Raw genomic sequence first — 16,694 nt, 5'->3', positions numbered from 1 at the left:
GCATCTGGGCGGCGTCCCTCTCCCGCACGGGGACCGTCGCAGGGGCGTGCTGAGAAATATCGAAAACAACCCCATGCAAAGGAGCCGGTGGCGGCCGGTGCCCGACCAGGCGCCCCCCTATCCACGCGCCGCGCGCTTGCCGGTCAGGCAGTTCGCCATGATCCGCACCGCGGCGCCGATCTCGTTCTCGCGCCAGGCGGCGAAGCCGAGCAACAGGCCGTGGTCGCGCGGCCGCTCCAGCGCGAGGCTCGACAGTGCGCGCACCTCGACGCCGGCGACCACCAGGCGCGTCACAGCATCCCGGTCCGCACGGCCATCCTTGAAACGGGCAATCAGCTGCATGCCGCCCGGCGGCACCTCGGCGGTGAGCACCTCGCCGAGCTGCCGCGCCAGCGCCGCCGCGAGGTGATCGCGGCGCGCGCGATAGATCCGCCGCATCCGCCTGACATGCGCCAGGAAATACCCGTCGGCCATGAAGCCGGCCAGCGCCTCCTGGACATGCACGGAGGCGATCAGCCCGAGATGGCGCTGCGCGATCTCCATCGTCCGCGCCAGTGATGGCGGCACCACCAGATAGCCGATGCGGATATCGGCGGTCATCGCCTTGGCGAAGGTGCCGAGATAGAGCACGCGTCCCTCGCGATCGAGCCCCTGCAGCGCCGGCATCGGGCGACTGTCATAGTGAAACTCGCCGTCGTAATCGTCCTCGACGATCCAGGTCTTGCCGGGCTCGGCAGAAGCCAACAGCTCGGTGCGGCGCGCGACCGGCATCACGCGCCCTGTGGGGTGCTGATGCGAGGGCGTGGTGAAGATCAGCTTCGGCGCGCGCGTCGCGCGCGTCCGCATCATGCCCCATTGATCGAGGCTGACACCGACGACGTTTGCACCGGCGGCACGAAACGCCGCCGCCGCACCGGGATAGCCGGGATCCTCGGTCCACACCGCATCGCCGGCGACGATGGTGGTCGCGGCGATCAGCGTCAGCGCCGCCTGCGCCGTCGGCAGCACCAGGATCTGATCGGCCTCGGCGCGCACGCCGCGGCTGACTTCGAGATAATCGCGCAAGGCTTCGCGCAGGCTCGGCCGGTTGACCACGGTCTGGTCATTGAAGCGGCGGCGCAATGCGCTGCGACGCAGGCAGCGCGCCCAGATCTCGTGCGGAAACTCCCGTGCATCCGCAAGCCCGGGACGCAGCGGCCGGAAATCGGCCTGGTAGGACAGCGGCCAATCCGTATCGGAGAGCTGCAACGCCCAAGGCGACAGCAGCGGCTTGCGGGCGGCATCACGGCGTGGCGCGGGCAGAGCCTTGGCGAAGCGCGCCTCGATATCGTCGGTCACAACCGGCCGCCGCCGCGCCGCGACCCGCAGATACCCTTCGGCGACGAGTTGCTCATAGGCATGCGTCACGGTGTTGCGCGCCACGTCGAGCTCGGCCGCAAGGCTGCGGCTCGATGGCAGCATGGCGCCGCTCCTGATCCGGCCGCTCGCCATCAGCGCGCGCAGCTGCTGGGTCAACTGCGCGGCCAGCCCGGCATCGTCCGATCGCTTCAGCGCGAGCAATTCGGCGAGGATCAATCTGGCTCCACTATTCTACCAAATCTGGCTCTTTCGAGAGAGCCAGCATGATCCTATTCACAAGCGGTATTGCCTGCAAGGATCCTGCCGTGAACCAGTCACTCTCCCCCGCCAAGGCCGCCGCCCTGTTCATCGTCGTGGTGCTGGCCTGGGGCATCAACTGGTCGGTCACGAAATCGCTGGTCGAGGCGGTGCCGCCGCTGTGGACCGCATCGATCCGCAGCTGGGTCGCCCTGATCGCGCTGCTGGTGATCCTGCGCGCCAGCGGCAATTTGATCATTCCGCGGATCGCCGATGTCCCGGTCGTGCTCAGCGTGGCGCTGCTGCACATGACGTTTTTCTCGACGCTGGTCGCCGCCGGCCTGCGCTATCTCCCGGCCAGCAAGGGCGTCGTGCTCGGCTACACCACGCCGCTCTGGGTCGCGCTTGCCGCGGCCGCCGCGCGCACCGAACGGCTCGGGACGCTCAAGCTTGTCGGCGTCGCGCTGGGACTCGCCGGGCTCGGCGTGATCCTCAACCCGGCGTCGCTGGACTGGAGCAATCTGCATGTCCTCGCCGGCGCCGGCATGATCATCATCGCCGCGATCTGCTGGGCCGCGAACATCATCTATATCCGCTCGCACCGCTGGATCGCGACGCCGCTGCAATTGCTGCTGTGGCAGGTGCTGGTCGCGACGCTGGTGCTGACGATGTCGGCGCTCGTCACCGAAGGCGTGCCCGAGGTGAAATGGTCGCCACACCTCCTGCTGCTGTTCCTCTATTCCGGCTTCATCGGTACGGCGTTGGCCTACTGGGCGATGTCTGTTGTCAACAAGAGCCTGCCGGCGCTGACGACATCGCTCGGCACCACCGGGACGCCGATCGTCGGTATCGTGACCGCGGCATTGCTGCTCGGCGAGCCGATCGATCTCTCGCTGGCGATTGCCGCGGCCCTGATCGTCGGCGGGATCGCGCTGAGCTCGCTCGCGGATGCGCCATTACGTGCGTAATTAGGGCCTGTGCTCATAGATTCGTCACGTCCGCTTCGGTCTCGGAAGCTGACGTCGAAACCGACGCGCTGCATGTCGGCCTTGGGCCACAAGCGGTCCTCAACAGGACGAATGTCGCGCAGCCGGCTTCCCTTTGTAAGCCATTTCACACAGTAGCGAAGCGCCGCCCATTATGATTACTTGAGGGACTGCTCCCAAAACGGGAGGTCGAGATGCCAACGTCATCTCACCTTTTGCGATGGTCGACCGAGATGCTGCCGGAGCGCGTGCGGTTCTCCACGTTCCGTGAGGAGTTTGCGCGGCTGAACCTCGCGTTGGACGTGATAGACCACAGCGGTGGCCGCCCACGTATCAACGTCACCTGCTTGTCGCTCGGTGCGGTTGGCGTTTGTAGCCTTCTCACGACGCCGGTGGAGTTTATTCGTCACAAACACCACCTCAAGGATAGCCGTGAGCAATTCGGACTGAACCTCGTCGAGGCTGGACCGGTCCAATTTGCAAACGCAGGCCGAGAGCATGCCTATGACGTCGGCTCCGCTTGTTTGGTCGATCGGGGAAGGACGCTGCGAGTATTTGGGCCGCGTGGGGGGAGCGTCAAATTCGTAACCGTGCAGGCTGCCGCCCTTAGGTCTCTGGTGGCCAACCCGGAAGACCTATCAGGTCGGCCAGTGCGTTCCGGACCGGCGCTGAGACTTCTCAACCGCTACCTGCGGTCGCTCGCATCCTTCAAAGAACCTCTGTCATCAGAGCTAGCCGCCACCGTCGGCGTACATCTCCTCGATCTTGTCGCCGCGACGCTCGGGCCGACCGACCAAGCAACAGACATCATTACGGAGCGCGGTGTGAAGGCAGCAAAGCTGCAGGCGATACTAGCGGAAGTCGCGAAACGCTACAGCGATCCCAATTTCGATTTGAACAAGGTCGCTGGGGCGATCGGCATGTCGCGGCGATACGTGCAAAAATTGCTCGAGGAGGGGACCGGAAAGTCTTTCACCGAGCATCTTGCAAGACGCCGGCTCGAGCGTGCCTTCGCGATGTTGACTGACCCGCACCATCTGCATTTGGCCATCATCGACATCGCGTATGCAGTCGGCTTTGGTGACGTTTCTAATTTCAATCGCACGTTCCGCCGGCACTTCGGCGAGACGCCCTCAGGTGTGCGCGCCGCATCGACCATGCGGGAGCAGAAGTGATCCTGCGGCTCCTTACCAGTGCGCCGACGATGCCGCAGAATGCGAGTATTTGCGGGCTTCGCGAACACCCTTTCTTTAACATCATCGCCAAGAGGCGCATACCGACATCGCAGGGAATGAGCGCTAGACATGCAGACCGTCAGCTTAGGGCTAGCAGGCAACATCGAAATGAATTAGGCCGCCAACTGAGGCGGCCTAGTCATGTGACCAAAGTTGGTGGTCACTTCTCAACTTCCACGATGTATCGCCGTATCGTTTTCGCGGTTTTCGCGCCCTCAGGTGCAAGGTCCTTCCAGACCTTGGACTGGAAAAATGCTATGGCGGCATCTGCGCTATCCCACTCGGTCATGGCCACACTGATTGGAGCAGGCCCGCCCTCCGCGTGGAAAACTCTGCCTTTCAAAGTCCCCATTGAGCGGCCACCGGCCTCGGCCAGTGCCCTTCTCGCTGCCTCGATATAAGCGGGCGAAACAGTTGCACCAGCAATTGGTTCGATCTCACCGATACTGTAGGCCTTCAGCTTGGTTTGAGCGTGCAAACCTTGGAACGCGAACCCGCCGATTGCGATGCCGCTGAGCAGTGACAATGCCATCAAGTATTGAGTTCTCATGATTTCCTCCAGCTTGCCGATAACCGGCCGGGCGAGAGTAGGGTGAGAGGCAGCCGCACTCAACTTCGATAAAAGCGCGAGGGACTTCCGGTTACCCTCGAAGAGCCAACCTCTCGGGGGTCATGCAGACCATCAGCTTAGGGCCATCCCGGACTCATGCGTGCGATGACCATCCTACTCGATCACCTCGTCGGCATTGGCAGGCAACGCACGAGAATGATGAGCCGGAGCACGCTGCGGTGGTGAGATTTAATGCAAAGACATCTCAACGTATTGGCTCGATCCATTGGGCGCGCGACGGCCCCGGCTCAAAGGGATCACCGAAGTACTGGGTTTCACGAACGACCTTCCCGCCTCTGAATTCCATGATGCTCACCGTGTAAGATGGCAAGCCGTCGTATGTAAGGACAAATTCAGTAACCCAAAGGTCGGCAGCGCCGAGTATGCGTCGCACCGTAAAGCGCTTCTTGTTCGGCTGCGCAAAACGAGACGCTTGAATATTGCGTCGACCGCGGATTCTCTCCCCGGATTGAGGGTACTCAAGCACGGCATCATCACGGTAAATCTCATGCTCCGCCTCGAAGTCATTTGCATCTGAGGCTGCCCAGTGATGATCCAAAGCCGCTCGAATGGTTTGATCTTCATTCATTCTCTTCCCTCGCGTCGCAATGCTGCATATTATCTCCAAAACGGAGCATCGGCACGAATGGAATGTCTGCTGGGGGTCATAAGCCGCCGATAACTACCGAACCGGGCAACTTCCGCTTTATGACGGGAAGCCGACGGTTATGAGTACAGCCTAGGCCGTCGCAAGCGGCCTGACCCGCAAGCTCCCGCGCAGGCCGGCGCCGGTGCCGAGCATGATGCCGGCGATCGCGATGAGGGACGACAGCGAGAGCGTCGACAGCCCAGTCAGCCCCTGCCCGACCGAGCAGCCGAACGCCATCACGCCGCCCGCGCCCATCAACGCGGCGCCGCTCGCCGAGCGCAGCATATGCTGTGGCGACCGGTAGCCTTCGAGCTGGAAGCGCCCGGTGGCGATGGCCGTGATCAGGCTGCCGGCGAACACGCCGAACACGGTGACGATGCCGAAATTGAGCGTCGAGCCGGTCGACAGCATGACGTATTGCAGGGCGTCGGCGATCGGCGCGATGAAGGTCAGCGACGTCACCGGCACCGGATTGAAATCATCGGCGCCGAGATAGCCGGTCGCGTACCAGCCCCCCGCCACCAGCAGGCCGACGATCAGGCCGGCCGCGATCTGGCCCGGTGACTTGCGAAATGGCGCATGGGCAAAGGCGAAAATAATCAAGAGGGCTGCGAGAACCGAGGCCGCCACCATCCGCGCCGGCACCGCGCCGAGGCCGATGTCCGCCAATAGCGCCGGCACCGAATTGGCTGACACTGTGGCCTGTGACGCCTGCACCATCGCGATCCGCGCCGGGGCGATCAGGCCCTTCAGCGTCATCTCGGCGAAAATGCCGAGCACGATCACGACCACGAAGGAGCGCAGATTGCCGCGCCCGAGCAGCACCAGCGCCCGCGAGCCGCAGCCATTCGACAGCACCATGCCGTAGCCGAACAGGAGCCCGCCGAGGAACATCACCGGCGCCGAGAAGGACGGTTGCAGATAGATCGACTTGCCGAGATCGACGAGGCCTGCCGCCGCCAACAGCTGCGAGGCCGCGATCGCGACGCCCATCGCCAGCGCATAGGTGCGCGCCAGGCGGCCGTCGCCCTCCGCCCACCAGCCGCGCAGGCCGCTCATCATGCAGAAGCCGCTGAGCAGCGCGACCGAGCCATAGATGAGGCCGATGGTCAGGGCGGCAATGATGACGATCGTGGCGGGGTCCATAATAGTCCTTCAATTACGTTCGTCATTGCGAGCGACGCGAAGCAATCCATACTATCACGCTGGAGAGAAATGGATTGCTTCGTCGCTTCGCTCCTCGCAATGACGGTGAACTAGGGTCGCAAAATCACGCGGTCGCGCGACGAGCCTGCCACGGCAACAAACGCCGCCTTGGCCTGTTCCAGCGGGTAGATCGCGCTCGGCTTGATCGGGAATGGCTTCAGATGTCCGCCGGCAAAGCCCGGCGCGAGCTCGCGCAACACCTCGCCGGTCGCAACCGACGACAGCGCAAGCGTGTCGATGCCGACATAGGTGTGCTGGCCGCGGTAGAATTCGAGGATGTTGAACTGCACGATGCGGTCGACCGCCGCGATCAGGATCTGGCGGCCGCGCAGCGCCAGCGACTTGTGCGCGGCCTGGAAATAGGGATCGCCGACCGTGTTGTAGACGATGTTGGCGCCCTTGCCGCCGGTCAGCTCGCGCACGCGAGCGGCGACGTCGGTGGTCGAGGCGTCGATCACCTCGACCGGCGAATTGCTGTGGCCTTCATAGGGCTCGCTCTTGCGCACCACGCCGATCACGCGCGCGCCGTGCCAGCTCGCGATCTGCACCGCGGCCTGCCCGACCTTGCCGTTGACGCCCATCACGAGCACGGTCTCGCCCGCCTTCGGCAGGCCGGCGCGGCGCAGGCCCTCCATCGCGGTGACGAAGGGCACGCCGATCCCGGCGGCTTCGTCCCAGGAAATGCCCGCGGGTTTTTCCACCACGGCATCGCGCTCGACCACCAGATGCGTGGCATGGGTGCCGTCGCGGCGGATGCCGAGGTCGCCGGACGAGCCGAACACCTCACGCCCGATGAATTCAGCGGGACCATCGATTACGACTCCGGCGTAGTCGCGGCCCGAGGTACGCGGGAATATGGCATAGGGCATCAGCCCGGTCGCGGCCTTGACGTCGGACGGATTGACCGCGGCGGCCCTCACCTCGATGAGCAGATCGTCCGCCGCGCGCGACAACGCAAGGGTCTCGACCGCTGGCGCCACCGCCGCCGCGTTCTCCGCCTTCGTCAGCAGGCGGACGCAGCGCGCGTCGACAGGATGACGGTTTGCTTGCGGGGCCGGCGGCATCAGCGTTCCAGTCTCGGTCATGGAGCGCGCCGCAAGGCACGCGGATGGTGGCGGCCGGATGGCCTCGGGCCATGACTAATCGACTGACCGATCAATTCAAGGGGCTTGTTGCGGCCGGCCGAGTCAGAGCTTCGGCGGCGGGGCCGTGCCCAGGATCGCCTCGATCGACAGGCCGAGCCCGAGCAGCCTTGCATCGCTGCCGACCGGACCGTCGAGCTCGAGCCCAACCGGCAGGCCATCGGACGTCATGCCGGCATAGAGCGACAGCCCGGGAAGGCCAGCATTGCTGCCGGGATCGGTGTTGCGGATCAAGGTGCCGAAGGTCGGCACCTGCGCGCCGCCATTGACCGACATCTCGCCGGATCCGTTGTTTTCGTCGATGACCGGTGCAGGCGCGATCGTGGTCGGAAACAGGATCGCATCCAGCCCGTTGTCCCTGATGTAGGTGGCATAGATCGCCTGCAGCACCGGCCGCTGCACTTTGATTGCATCATCATAGGCGGCACCGAAGGCGTCCGTAGTGATGGCACCGAATGCGCCGACGACATCAGGACTGGCGACGCCGGCCGCGATGTCGGACAGCGTGATCCCTTCAATCCCGGAGGCGGCGAGCCAGGCCGGGATATCGGCGATCGGCTCGTGCAACGCGACCACAAACGACACCTTGCCGTTCTGCTCAAACAGATCGGGCATGTCGACATCGACCAGCACCGCGCCGGCCGCCGAGAGCCGGGCGCAGGCTGCGCGGGCGACGGCTTCGACATCGCGATCGAGGCCGCTCCAGAAACAGGCGGGAATGCCGAGACGCACGCCGCGTAGCGGGATGCTCGTTGCCAGCGGCGTGCCTGTCATCACGGCATCGAGCAGCGCGACATCGGCGACGGTGCGTCCCATCGGGCCGACGGTGTCGCGGGTATGGCTGATCGGAACCACCTGGTTGTCATCGTGATAACGCCGCTCGGCGCCGCCATCGCCGACTGAAGGCCGAAGGCCCACGGTCCCGGTCAACGCCGCGGGCACGCGGGTCGAGCCGCCGGTGTCCGATCCGAGGCCACAGGTGGCGATGCGCGCGGCGATCGCCGCCGACGTTCCGCCGGACGACCCGCCCGGGATCCGGCTGGTGTCGTATGGATTCCGCACCGGTCCTGCGAACGGTGCGAGATTGGTACTGGTGATGCCGAAGGCAAGCTCGTGCAGATTGGTCTTGCCGATGACGACGGCACCCGCATCGAGCAGCTTTTGCAGCGACGGCGCATTGCGCGCAGGCCGCGCGTGTTGCAGCGCCGGCGTGCCGCCCGATGTCGGCAGTTCTGATGTGTTGATATTGTCCTTCACGACGATCGGAAGCCCGGCCAGCACGCCGGTCCGCGTCCCGGCATCGACCTCGCGCGCCGCGGCCAGCGCGCCGTCGCGGTTCAGCACGATGAAGGCGTTAAGGTGCTTGAGCCGCTCCGCACGATCGAGCGCGGCCTCGACGACACTGACCGCCGTTACCTTGCCGGCGCGGATATCAGCCAGGATCTCCGCAGCGGTCGTTTCATTGGTGTCGGCCATACCCTGCGCCCTGTTGAATTGCAGGGATTAGGCTATTCTTTCGGCCGCTTGTCGTAAACACGTTTCGCCTTGCCGAGCGAACGCTCCAGCGTCTCGGGCGCAACGACGCGGACGCGGGTGGAGATGCCGATCGTGTTCTTGATGAAGGCGGAGACCTTCTCGGCGTGTGCAGTCAGCCCCTCGCCGTCCCAGCTCTCCGGCCGGGCTTCGGCGAGCACCGTCATCTCGTCCATGCGGCCCTCACGGGTCAGCTCGATGACAAAGTGACCGCCGCACCAGTCGGTCGCCAGCAGCGCTTCCTCGATCTGGGTCGGGAACACGTTGACGCCGCGCAGGATGATCATGTCGTCGGAGCGGCCGGTCACCTTCTCCATCCGCCGCATGCCGGGCCGCGCCGTGCCGTGCAACAGCCGCGTCAGGTCGCGGGTGCGGTAGCGGATGATCGGAAAGGCTTCCTTGGTCAGCGAGGTGAACACCAACTCGCCCTTCTCGCCGTCGGGCAGCACCTTGCCGGTCAGGGGATCGATCACCTCCGGGTAGAAGTGGTCCTCCCAGATGTGCAGGCCATCCTTGGTCTCCACGCATTCCTGCGCGACGCCGGGACCGATCACCTCCGACAAGCCATAGATGTCGGTGGCGTCCATGTCGAACGCCTGCTCGATCTCGACGCGCATCGCATTGGTCCAGGGCTCGGCGCCGAAGATGCCGAACTTGAGCGACGATTTGCGGGGGTCGAGGCCCTGTCGCTTGAACTCGTCGAGGATCGCCAGCATGTAGCTCGGCGTCACCGTGATGATGTCGGGCCGGAAATCATTGATGAGCTGCACCTGCCGCTCGGTCATGCCGCCCGAGATCGGGATCACCGTGCAACCCAGCCGCTCGGCGCCGTAATGCGCGCCGAGGCCGCCGGTGAACAGGCCATAGCCATAGGCGTTGTGCATCAGCATGCCGGTGCGGCCGCCGGCGGCGCGGATCGAGCGCGCCATCACGTCCGCCCAGGTGTCGATGTCGGCTTTGGTGTAGCCGACCACGATCGGCTTGCCGGTCGTGCCCGAGGAGGCATGGACCCGCACCAGCTGCTCGCGCGGCACCGCGAACATGTTGAAGGGATAATTGTCGCGCAGATCGGTCTTCACCGTGAACGGAAATTTGGCGAGATCGGGAAGCTGCCTGAAATCGGACGGCTGCACGCCGGCGGCATCGAACGCCTTCCTGTAGTGCGCGACATTGTCATAGGCATGCTTGAGCGACCAGGCCAGCCGCCTGGTCTGCAGCGCCATGATCTCGTCGCGCGAGGCGCGCTCGGCCGCATCGAGCTCGGCGTGATAACCGCTGTCCTTGACCTTGAGCTTTGCCGTTGCCATCGACGTTTCCCCTGAAGCCTTTATGCCTTGATGTCCGTATCGGGCAGCCAGGTGCCCGCTATCACGCGCGAATGCCCGCGGAATTCGGCGATCACGCTGTCGCCGGAGGTCACGCTCACGTCGTAGATTCCCGAGCGGCCATTGCGCGAGATCTCGCGCGCGGTCGCCACCAGGCGGTCGCCAAGCTTGCCGGGCCGGATGAAAGTGACGTTGCCCTGCGCCGCCACCGCGCGATCGTTGCGGCTGTTGCAGGCAAAGGCGAAGGCTGAATCGGCCAGCGTGAAGATGTAGCCGCCATGACAGATGCGCTGGCCGTTGACCATGTGCGGCTGCACCGTCATCGCCATCACCGCCTGCCCCGGCCTGATCTCGACGAGCTCCATGCCGAGACCCTTGCTGGCGTCGTCTTCCTTCCACATCGCGTCCGCGCAGGCGCGGGCAACGTCCTCGGGCGATAGCGTGGCCTTCACGTTCACATCGAACTCCCTGTGCGCGGGCCCGTTGCGGAGGGCCTCTTGTGCCGAACTTCAATTTCAAGCGCGACGCACGAGGCGTCAACGCTACTTCCGTCATTCCGGGGCGATGCGCAGCAGCGAACCCGGAATGACGACAATCTCAGACGTGGTCGTAGTCGACCACGACCTTCTCAGAGCACGGCTTGGCCTGACAGGTGAGGATGAACCCCGCCTTCAGCTCCCACGGCTCCAGCGAATAGTTCAGGTCCATCGGCGCCTCGCCTTCGACCAGCTTGGCGCGGCAGGTCGAGCACATGCCGCCCTTGCAGGCAAACGGCAGGTCCATGCCGGCGCGCAGCGCAGCGTCGAGGATCGACTCGCCGTCGGCCACCGGGACCTCGCGGCGCTTGCCGTCGATGATCAGCCCGGCAATCGCCTTCGGCGGCGCGCCGGCCGGAACGACGACCTTCGCCCGCGGCTTGCCGCCGAATTCCGACACGAAGCGTTCGACATGGATGCGCTCGTCGGCGATGCCGATCTCGCGGCAGGTGGCCTCGATGGTCTCGCTCATCGCGGCCGGACCGCAGACGAAGACGTGATCGACGGTCGCAGCCGGCACCAGCGAGCGCAGCAGCACCCGCACCTTCTCGCCGTCGAGCCGGCCATGCAGGATCGGAATGTCCTGCTCCTCGCCCGAGATGACGTGGAATACCGAGAGCCGCTGCATGAAGCGGTCCTTCAGTTCCTCCAGCGCCTCGCGGAACATGACCCCTTCGGTCGAGCGGTTGCCGTAGAACAGGAAGAAGCGGCTGTCCGGCTCACGCGCCAGCACGCCCTTGATGATCGAGAGGATCGGCGTGATGCCGCTACCGGCGGCAAAGCCGACATAGGTCCGCGCCTCGCCCGGCGCGTGGGCGACGCCGAAACGCCCGGTCGGCGTCATCACGTCGAGCTCGTCGCCGGTCTTCAATTCCTCGGCCGCCCAGTTCGAGAATGCGCCGCCGTCGACCTTCTTCACCGCGATGCGCAATTCGCCGTCGTCGGGACCGGAGCAGATCGAATAGGAGCGGCGAACCTCCTCGCCATCCATCGTGGTGCGCAGCGTCAGATACTGGCCCGGCGTAAAACGGTAGTCGCCTTGCAGATCGTCGGGGATCGCAAAAGTCATCGAGATCGCGTCCGACGCTTCGCGGCGCAGATCGCTGACGGACAGGCGGTGAAAGCGCGGTGTCGACATGGTCAATGACACTTGAAGTAATCGAAGGGTTCACGGCAGCTCCTGCAGCGCCACAGCGCCTTGCAGGAGGTCGAGCCGAATTCGGAGAGCAGCTCTGTATCAACGGAGCCGCATTGCGGGCACATCACATGCTGCTCGCCGAACAGCGCGCGGCGCGAGGAGCCCGGCAGCGGCGGCGCGATGCCGTACTCCTTCAGCTTGCGGCGGCCGTCCTCGCTCATCCAGTCGGTGGTCCAGGCCGGCGACAGCACGGTGCGGATCTTCGGCCCATGAATGCCTTCACGCGCCAGAGCGAGCTCGATCTCGAGTGCGATCATGTTCATGGCGGGACAGCCGGAATAGGTCGGCGTGATCGCGACCTCGACGTGACCGTCGTGGACCGCGACATCGCGCAGCACGCCGAGATCGGCGATGGTCAGCACCGGGATCTCGGGATCGACCACCTGCGCGGCCGCGCGCCAGGCGCGCCGGCGCAGATCGGCATCGCTGAGCGCAACGGTCACCATGTTGCCCCCGGAAAGGTCCGCTGCATCGATTGCAGCTCGCTGAGGAGATGGCCGAGATGTTCGCTGTGGCTGCCGCTGCGGCCGCCCTGCTGCATCCAATCGCTCTTCGGCAGTGCCAGCGTCGCCTCGTTGATGATGCCGGTGACCGTCTTCAGCCAGCGCGGCTGCAGCGCCGCCGGGTCGATCGCAATGCCGGCATCGATCAGGCCGCGCTCGCCGTCGTCGATCGTGAACATCTCACCGGTATAGGCCCAGAGATCGTCGATCGCGTCCTGGGCGCGGCGATGGCTCTCCTCGGTGCCGTCGCCGAGCCGGACGATCCATTCCGACGAATGCCTGACATGATAGGCGCTCTCCTTCTCCGACTTCGCCGCGATCGCCGCGAGCGTCGGATCGGACGAGGCCATCATCGCGCGCCAGTAGAGATCGGCGAATGCCGCGTAGAAGAATTGCCGCACCATGGTGCGAGCAAAGTCGCCGTTCGGCTGCTCGACCAGCAGCAGGTTGCGATACTGCCGGACGTCGCGCAGATAGGCGAACTTGTCTTCGTCGTTGCCTCGGCCTTCGACCTTGGCCGCGTAGGTGTAGAGCTCACGAGCCTGGCCGAGCAGGTCGAGGCCCATATTGGCGAGCGCCATGTCCTCTTCCATGGCGGGCGCATGGCCGCACCATTCGGACAGCCGATGGCCGAGGATCAGCGCGTCGTCGGCGCGGCGCAGCGCGTAGAGCACCAGCGGCGTTTCGGAGACTTCGATGTTGGCGGTTGCCATGTTCTCTATTCCACCTGCATCCACTTGCTCGACGTCATCCTGAGGAGCCTGCGCAGCAGGCGTCTCGAAGGATGGCCGCGGTTACGATCGGGCGTCATGGTTCGAGACGGCGCTGCGCGCCTCCTCACCATGACGGGTGAAATTCACATGTGCCCGACTTCGTCGGGGACGTCGTAAAAGGTCGGGTGACGGTAGATCTTGGATTCCGCCGGCTCGAACATCATGCCCTTCTCGGACGGATCGGACGCGGTGATCGCGTTCGAGGGCACCACCCAGATCGACAATCCCTCGCCGCGGCGGGTGTAGATGTCGCGCGCGGCCTGCAGGGCGAGCGTCGCGTCGGCCGCGTGCAGCGAGCCGACATGCTTGTGCGCCAGGCCATTGCGGCTGCGGATGAAGACTTCCCAGAGCGGAACGTTCGGCGTGGCCATCTCGGCGCTCCCTTATTCTGCGGCTTGCGCGAGCTGGCGGCGCTTGCGCTTCTCGGCATAGGCCATCGCGGCTTCGCGCACCCAGACACCCTCCTCATGCGCCTTGCGGCGCGCGGCGAGACGATCGCGGTTGCAGGGGCCGTTGCCTGCCAGCACCTGCTTGAACTCGTCCCAGTCGATCGGGCTGTGTTCCCAATTGCCGTTAGCGTTCTGCTTCATGCCGGGATCGGGGATCGTCAGGCCCAGGAATTCGGCCTGCGGGACGGTGGCGTCGATGAATTTCTGGCGCAACTCGTCATTGGAGAAGCGCTTGATCTTCCATTTGGTCGAGGTGTCGCTGTGCTGGCTGACCTGGTCCGGCGGACCGAACATCATCAGCACCGGCCACCACCAGCGATCGAGCGCGTTCTGCGCCATCGCCTTCTGCTCCGCGGTGCCGCGACACAGGGTCACCATAATCTCAAAACCCTGGCGCTGGTGGAACGACTCCTCCTTGCACACGCGGATCATCGCACGCGCATAGGGGCCGTAGGAGCAGCGGCACAGCGGGATCTGGTTCATGATCGCGGCGCCGTCGACCAGCCAGCCGATGGTGCCGATGTCGGCCCAGGTCAGCGTCGGATAATTGAAGATCGAGGAATATTTCGCCTTGCCCGATAGCATCGCGTCGACCAGCTCCTCGCGCGAGGTGCCGAGCGTCTCGGCGGCGGCGTAGAGATAGAGGCCGTGGCCGCATTCGTCCTGCACCTTGGCGAGCAGCGCGGCCTTGCGGCGCAGCGACGGCGCGCGGGTGATCCAGTTGCCCTCGGGGAGCATGCCGACGATTTCGGAATGGGCGTGCTGGGAAATCTGCCGCGTCAGCGTCTTGCGGTAGGCGGCGGGCATCCAGTCGTTCGGCTCGATGCGCTCGTCGGCATCGATGCGGGCCTGGAACTGACTGGCACGGGCGACATCCTCCACGCCGCGATCGTCGCCGTCGGATGAGTTGAGCGCCTGCGTATACATGGCCGACCTCCCAATGTGTTGTTAGGCAGGAATATATAACATAAATTTCCAAATGCAAGAAGTTTTTGTAATATGTTCAGACGCCCTCGAAACGGCGCGCCACCGCCCCGTTGGACTTCGGCAGCGGCCCGTCCTCGTTGGTTGCGTGGTCGTCAAGCCATTGTTCCGACGGCGAAAGCAGCCCGCGATAGATCTCGCCGCAGAGTTTGCGCGCCGCCCTGCCCGGCCAATCCTTCGGCAGCAGCGGATACGGCAGCAGCGGATCGCGCAGCACGACCCGGCGGTAATGGTGGATCAAGAGTATGCGCGCGGTGAAGGCGTCGGCGTCGCTCAGCGTCTCGCCGCGGATGATCGAGCCGCGCAGCGGCTCGAAGGTCTTCATGAACTTCAGATAGGCGTCCGCGGTGCGGTCGAGCGGCCAGCTCTCGCTGAGCAGCCGGCGGCCGCTGTCATCTTCCGCGGAGACTTCGAGCCGGATCGCGCGCGACGCTTCATCGGGGATCGGCACGCCCGACGGCGCGACCCATACGCCGGGCAGCGGGGTGCCGAAGCCGGCATTCTTCAACGCCTCGCGCGCGGCGTCGCGGTCCTCGGCATTGCCGATCAACAGCAGCTCGAAGCGGCCGGTCCAGTCCGACGGCGGCGGATCGTAGATGTGCCGGGTCGCGGTGTCGAAGGTCTGCCGGCCCTTGGCGTTCAGCCGATAAAAACTGTTGCGGCCGACCTTGTTGCGCTCGAGCCAACCATCGGCGGCGAGCCGCGACATCGCGGTGCGCACCACATTGCCGTCGATGTCGAGGAACTTGAAGAATTCCAGCAGCGTGCCGAGCCACACCGAGCCGCCGCGCGGCACGATGGAATCGCCGAACACGGTGATGATGATCGAGCCGGTGCGTGACGGCTCGCGCTTCAGCTGATCGACGATGCGGGCAAGCGGCTGTGACATGCCCAACGCATAGCGCGTTTTGTCGATTCACGACAATGCAGGGTCTTCTCCTTCTCCCCGCGTGCGGGGAGAAGCTCGGGATAAGGGGCTCTCCGCAATCACGGTGCGAGTTGCGCTCGTGGAGACTCCCCTCACCCGGATCGCATTGCGCTGCGCTTCATGCGATCCGGCCTCTCCCCGCAAGCGGGGCGAGGCAAGGAAGAGACATGTCAGCGATTGGGATCCGGATAGACGATGCTGCGCCAGCCGCTGCGATCGAACGGCGCCCACTCGCCTTCCTTCTGCGCGAGGCGATCGGCGACCGCGTAGACCACGGCCGGGTGATGACCCATGCCGCAATGGCTGCTCTCGACCTCGATGCTGTCGGTCATCGACGAGGCCTGCTCGCGGCAGCCCTGCCAGGCGCAGACGCCGTCGGTGCGGCTGAAGATCGCGGTGGTCGGCACCGGCGGCGCGCTGGCGAGCGAGCCGCCGAAACGCTGGTCCTCCTCGTCGGCACGACGCCCGCTGGCCATCTCATAGACGCGCCAGGCGTTGGTCGACTTCGGGCCGGCGGCAAACGGGCTGCCGAGCGTGATCACCTGGCGCACGCGCTCCGGCATCATCTTGGCGAGCTGGCGCGCATAGAGGCCGCCGAGGCTCCAGCCGACCACCGAGACCTTGCGGCCGGTGGTTTCATTCATCTCCTGCAGCAGCTCGACCATCCCGTCCTGCACGCCGGCGCGAAGCCCGAGATTGCGGCCCTGGCGCCAGCCGCTGACGGCGTAGCCCTTGCTCCTGAGAAAGTCGCGCAGCGGCCGGGTCGACATGTCGGAAGCGATCAGCCCCGGCAGCACCAGCACCGGATGCCCATCGCCGCGCGGCGCGAGGCTGAGCAGCGGCAATGCACCAAGAAAGGCGCCGAGCTCATGAATGGCGCGGCCTTCCAGGAACATCAGTGTCCTGGACGGCGGGCGTATCGTCTGCGCAGCAACGGACATTTCAGCTCCTCTTCCGGCAGGACCGCCGGCAATGGGACCAACGAGAATGGTCAACGGGATTGACTCAAACCCGGCGGAATCGTTCCGCAACGCAACAATC

The 16,694-nt window shown here is 65.0% G+C and carries 17 protein-coding genes; 2 read left to right on the top strand and 15 right to left on the bottom strand.

What is annotated here, in order from left to right; genetic code table 11:
- Window positions 1-117: 117 nt before the first annotated feature.
- Window positions 118-1,575 (bottom strand): MocR-like pyridoxine biosynthesis transcription factor PdxR, encoded by a 1,458-nt coding sequence (gene pdxR / locus ACVMIH_RS40855; RefSeq protein WP_456866260.1) that lies wholly within the window; start codon window positions 1,573-1,575, stop codon window positions 118-120.
- 47 nt (window positions 1,576-1,622) lie between these two features.
- On the opposite strand from pdxR, the gene ACVMIH_RS40850 reads away from it, so the two are divergent.
- A complete protein-coding gene (locus ACVMIH_RS40850; protein WP_456866257.1) occupies window positions 1,623-2,564 on the top strand; it encodes a DMT family transporter in 942 nt (313 codons plus the stop codon).
- A 212-nt stretch (window positions 2,565-2,776) separates the two neighbouring features.
- Window positions 2,777-3,757: a helix-turn-helix transcriptional regulator gene (locus ACVMIH_RS40845; protein WP_456866255.1), complete on the top strand. Its 981-nt coding sequence runs from the start codon at window positions 2,777-2,779 to the stop codon at window positions 3,755-3,757.
- A gap of 220 nt (window positions 3,758-3,977) precedes the next feature.
- Here ACVMIH_RS40845 and ACVMIH_RS40840 read toward each other — a convergent pair whose 3' ends face one another.
- From ACVMIH_RS40840 to ACVMIH_RS40775, 14 genes are all read right to left on the bottom strand, one after another.
- Window positions 3,978-4,367, bottom strand: a complete 390-nt coding sequence (locus ACVMIH_RS40840; RefSeq protein ID WP_229190439.1) for a DUF1330 domain-containing protein — start codon at window positions 4,365-4,367, stop codon at window positions 3,978-3,980.
- A gap of 265 nt (window positions 4,368-4,632) precedes the next feature.
- Window positions 4,633-5,016, bottom strand: a complete 384-nt coding sequence (locus ACVMIH_RS40835; protein ID WP_057017631.1) for a nuclear transport factor 2 family protein — start codon at window positions 5,014-5,016, stop codon at window positions 4,633-4,635.
- Window positions 5,017-5,166: 150 nt separating this feature from the next.
- Window positions 5,167-6,222, bottom strand: a complete 1,056-nt coding sequence (locus ACVMIH_RS40830) for a YeeE/YedE family protein (protein WP_057017630.1) — start codon at window positions 6,220-6,222, stop codon at window positions 5,167-5,169.
- A gap of 110 nt (window positions 6,223-6,332) precedes the next feature.
- Window positions 6,333-7,367, bottom strand: a complete 1,035-nt coding sequence (locus tag ACVMIH_RS40825; protein ID WP_456866252.1) for a quinone oxidoreductase family protein — start codon at window positions 7,365-7,367, stop codon at window positions 6,333-6,335.
- 102 nt (window positions 7,368-7,469) lie between these two features.
- Window positions 7,470-8,900 carry an indoleacetamide hydrolase gene (gene iaaH / locus ACVMIH_RS40820; protein ID WP_057017629.1) on the bottom strand — a complete coding sequence of 477 codons (1,431 nt, stop codon included), beginning with the start codon at window positions 8,898-8,900 and terminating at the stop codon, window positions 7,470-7,472.
- A 32-nt stretch (window positions 8,901-8,932) separates the two neighbouring features.
- Entirely contained in the window at window positions 8,933-10,264 is a 1,332-nt protein-coding gene (gene paaK / locus ACVMIH_RS40815; protein ID WP_057017628.1) for a phenylacetate--CoA ligase PaaK, read from the bottom strand.
- Between the two features lie 20 nt (window positions 10,265-10,284).
- Entirely contained in the window at window positions 10,285-10,740 is a 456-nt protein-coding gene (gene paaI / locus ACVMIH_RS40810) for a hydroxyphenylacetyl-CoA thioesterase PaaI (protein WP_057017660.1), read from the bottom strand.
- A gap of 139 nt (window positions 10,741-10,879) precedes the next feature.
- Complete coding sequence (gene paaE, locus ACVMIH_RS40805) at window positions 10,880-11,956, bottom strand: 1,2-phenylacetyl-CoA epoxidase subunit PaaE (protein ID WP_310882865.1); 1,077 nt, start codon at window positions 11,954-11,956, stop codon at window positions 10,880-10,882.
- Window positions 11,957-11,958: 2 nt separating this feature from the next.
- Window positions 11,959-12,462 carry a 1,2-phenylacetyl-CoA epoxidase subunit PaaD gene (gene paaD, locus ACVMIH_RS40800; protein ID WP_456866249.1) on the bottom strand — a complete coding sequence of 168 codons (504 nt, stop codon included), beginning with the start codon at window positions 12,460-12,462 and terminating at the stop codon, window positions 11,959-11,961.
- Complete coding sequence (paaC, locus tag ACVMIH_RS40795) at window positions 12,456-13,232, bottom strand: 1,2-phenylacetyl-CoA epoxidase subunit PaaC (RefSeq protein ID WP_253587437.1); 777 nt, start codon at window positions 13,230-13,232, stop codon at window positions 12,456-12,458. The genes paaD and paaC overlap by 7 nt, the downstream gene beginning before the upstream one ends.
- A gap of 143 nt (window positions 13,233-13,375) precedes the next feature.
- Complete coding sequence (gene paaB, locus ACVMIH_RS40790) at window positions 13,376-13,663, bottom strand: 1,2-phenylacetyl-CoA epoxidase subunit PaaB (protein ID WP_016842890.1); 288 nt, start codon at window positions 13,661-13,663, stop codon at window positions 13,376-13,378.
- 12 nt (window positions 13,664-13,675) lie between these two features.
- The gene (gene paaA / locus ACVMIH_RS40785) at window positions 13,676-14,668 is read right to left on the bottom strand and encodes a 1,2-phenylacetyl-CoA epoxidase subunit PaaA (RefSeq protein WP_456866246.1); all 993 of its coding nucleotides are present in this window, start codon (window positions 14,666-14,668) and stop codon (window positions 13,676-13,678) included.
- 76 nt (window positions 14,669-14,744) lie between these two features.
- Window positions 14,745-15,614 (bottom strand): phenylacetic acid degradation operon negative regulatory protein PaaX, encoded by an 870-nt coding sequence (gene paaX, locus ACVMIH_RS40780; protein ID WP_456866243.1) that lies wholly within the window; start codon window positions 15,612-15,614, stop codon window positions 14,745-14,747.
- Window positions 15,615-15,823: 209 nt separating this feature from the next.
- Window positions 15,824-16,594 carry an esterase/lipase family protein gene (locus ACVMIH_RS40775; protein WP_456866241.1) on the bottom strand — a complete coding sequence of 257 codons (771 nt, stop codon included), beginning with the start codon at window positions 16,592-16,594 and terminating at the stop codon, window positions 15,824-15,826.
- Between the last annotated feature and the right edge of the window lie 100 nt (window positions 16,595-16,694).

It is taken from the genome of Bradyrhizobium sp. USDA 4503 (genome assembly GCF_054055815.1).
The sequence above is the reverse complement of the archived record's forward strand: the minus strand, read 5'-3'. Positions and strand labels throughout refer to the sequence as shown.

Excerpts from the sequence above, each read along its gene's own strand:
- ACVMIH_RS40850 (WP_456866257.1), top strand. The coding sequence starts at position 1,623 with ATGATCCTATTCACAAGCGGTATTGCCTGCAAGGATCCTGCCGTGAAC.
- ACVMIH_RS40845 (WP_456866255.1), top strand. The coding sequence starts at position 2,777 with ATGCCAACGTCATCTCACCTTTTGCGATGGTCGACCGAGATGCTGCCG.
- ACVMIH_RS40840 (WP_229190439.1), bottom strand. The coding sequence starts at position 4,367 with ATGAGAACTCAATACTTGATGGCATTGTCACTGCTCAGCGGCATCGCA.
- ACVMIH_RS40835 (WP_057017631.1), bottom strand. The coding sequence starts at position 5,016 with ATGAATGAAGATCAAACCATTCGAGCGGCTTTGGATCATCACTGGGCA.
- ACVMIH_RS40830 (WP_057017630.1), bottom strand. The coding sequence starts at position 6,222 with ATGGACCCCGCCACGATCGTCATCATTGCCGCCCTGACCATCGGCCTC.
- ACVMIH_RS40825 (WP_456866252.1), bottom strand. The coding sequence starts at position 7,367 with ATGACCGAGACTGGAACGCTGATGCCGCCGGCCCCGCAAGCAAACCGT.
- iaaH (WP_057017629.1), bottom strand. The coding sequence starts at position 8,900 with ATGGCCGACACCAATGAAACGACCGCTGCGGAGATCCTGGCTGATATC.
- paaK (WP_057017628.1), bottom strand. The coding sequence starts at position 10,264 with ATGGCAACGGCAAAGCTCAAGGTCAAGGACAGCGGTTATCACGCCGAG.
- paaE (WP_310882865.1), bottom strand. The coding sequence starts at position 11,956 with ATGTCGACACCGCGCTTTCACCGCCTGTCCGTCAGCGATCTGCGCCGC.
- paaD (WP_456866249.1), bottom strand. The coding sequence starts at position 12,462 with ATGGTGACCGTTGCGCTCAGCGATGCCGATCTGCGCCGGCGCGCCTGG.
- paaC (WP_253587437.1), bottom strand. The coding sequence starts at position 13,232 with ATGGCAACCGCCAACATCGAAGTCTCCGAAACGCCGCTGGTGCTCTAC.
- paaB (WP_016842890.1), bottom strand. The coding sequence starts at position 13,663 with ATGGCCACGCCGAACGTTCCGCTCTGGGAAGTCTTCATCCGCAGCCGC.
- paaA (WP_456866246.1), bottom strand. The coding sequence starts at position 14,668 with ATGTATACGCAGGCGCTCAACTCATCCGACGGCGACGATCGCGGCGTG.
- paaX (WP_456866243.1), bottom strand. The coding sequence starts at position 15,614 with ATGTCACAGCCGCTTGCCCGCATCGTCGATCAGCTGAAGCGCGAGCCG.
- ACVMIH_RS40775 (WP_456866241.1), bottom strand. The coding sequence starts at position 16,594 with ATGTCCGTTGCTGCGCAGACGATACGCCCGCCGTCCAGGACACTGATG.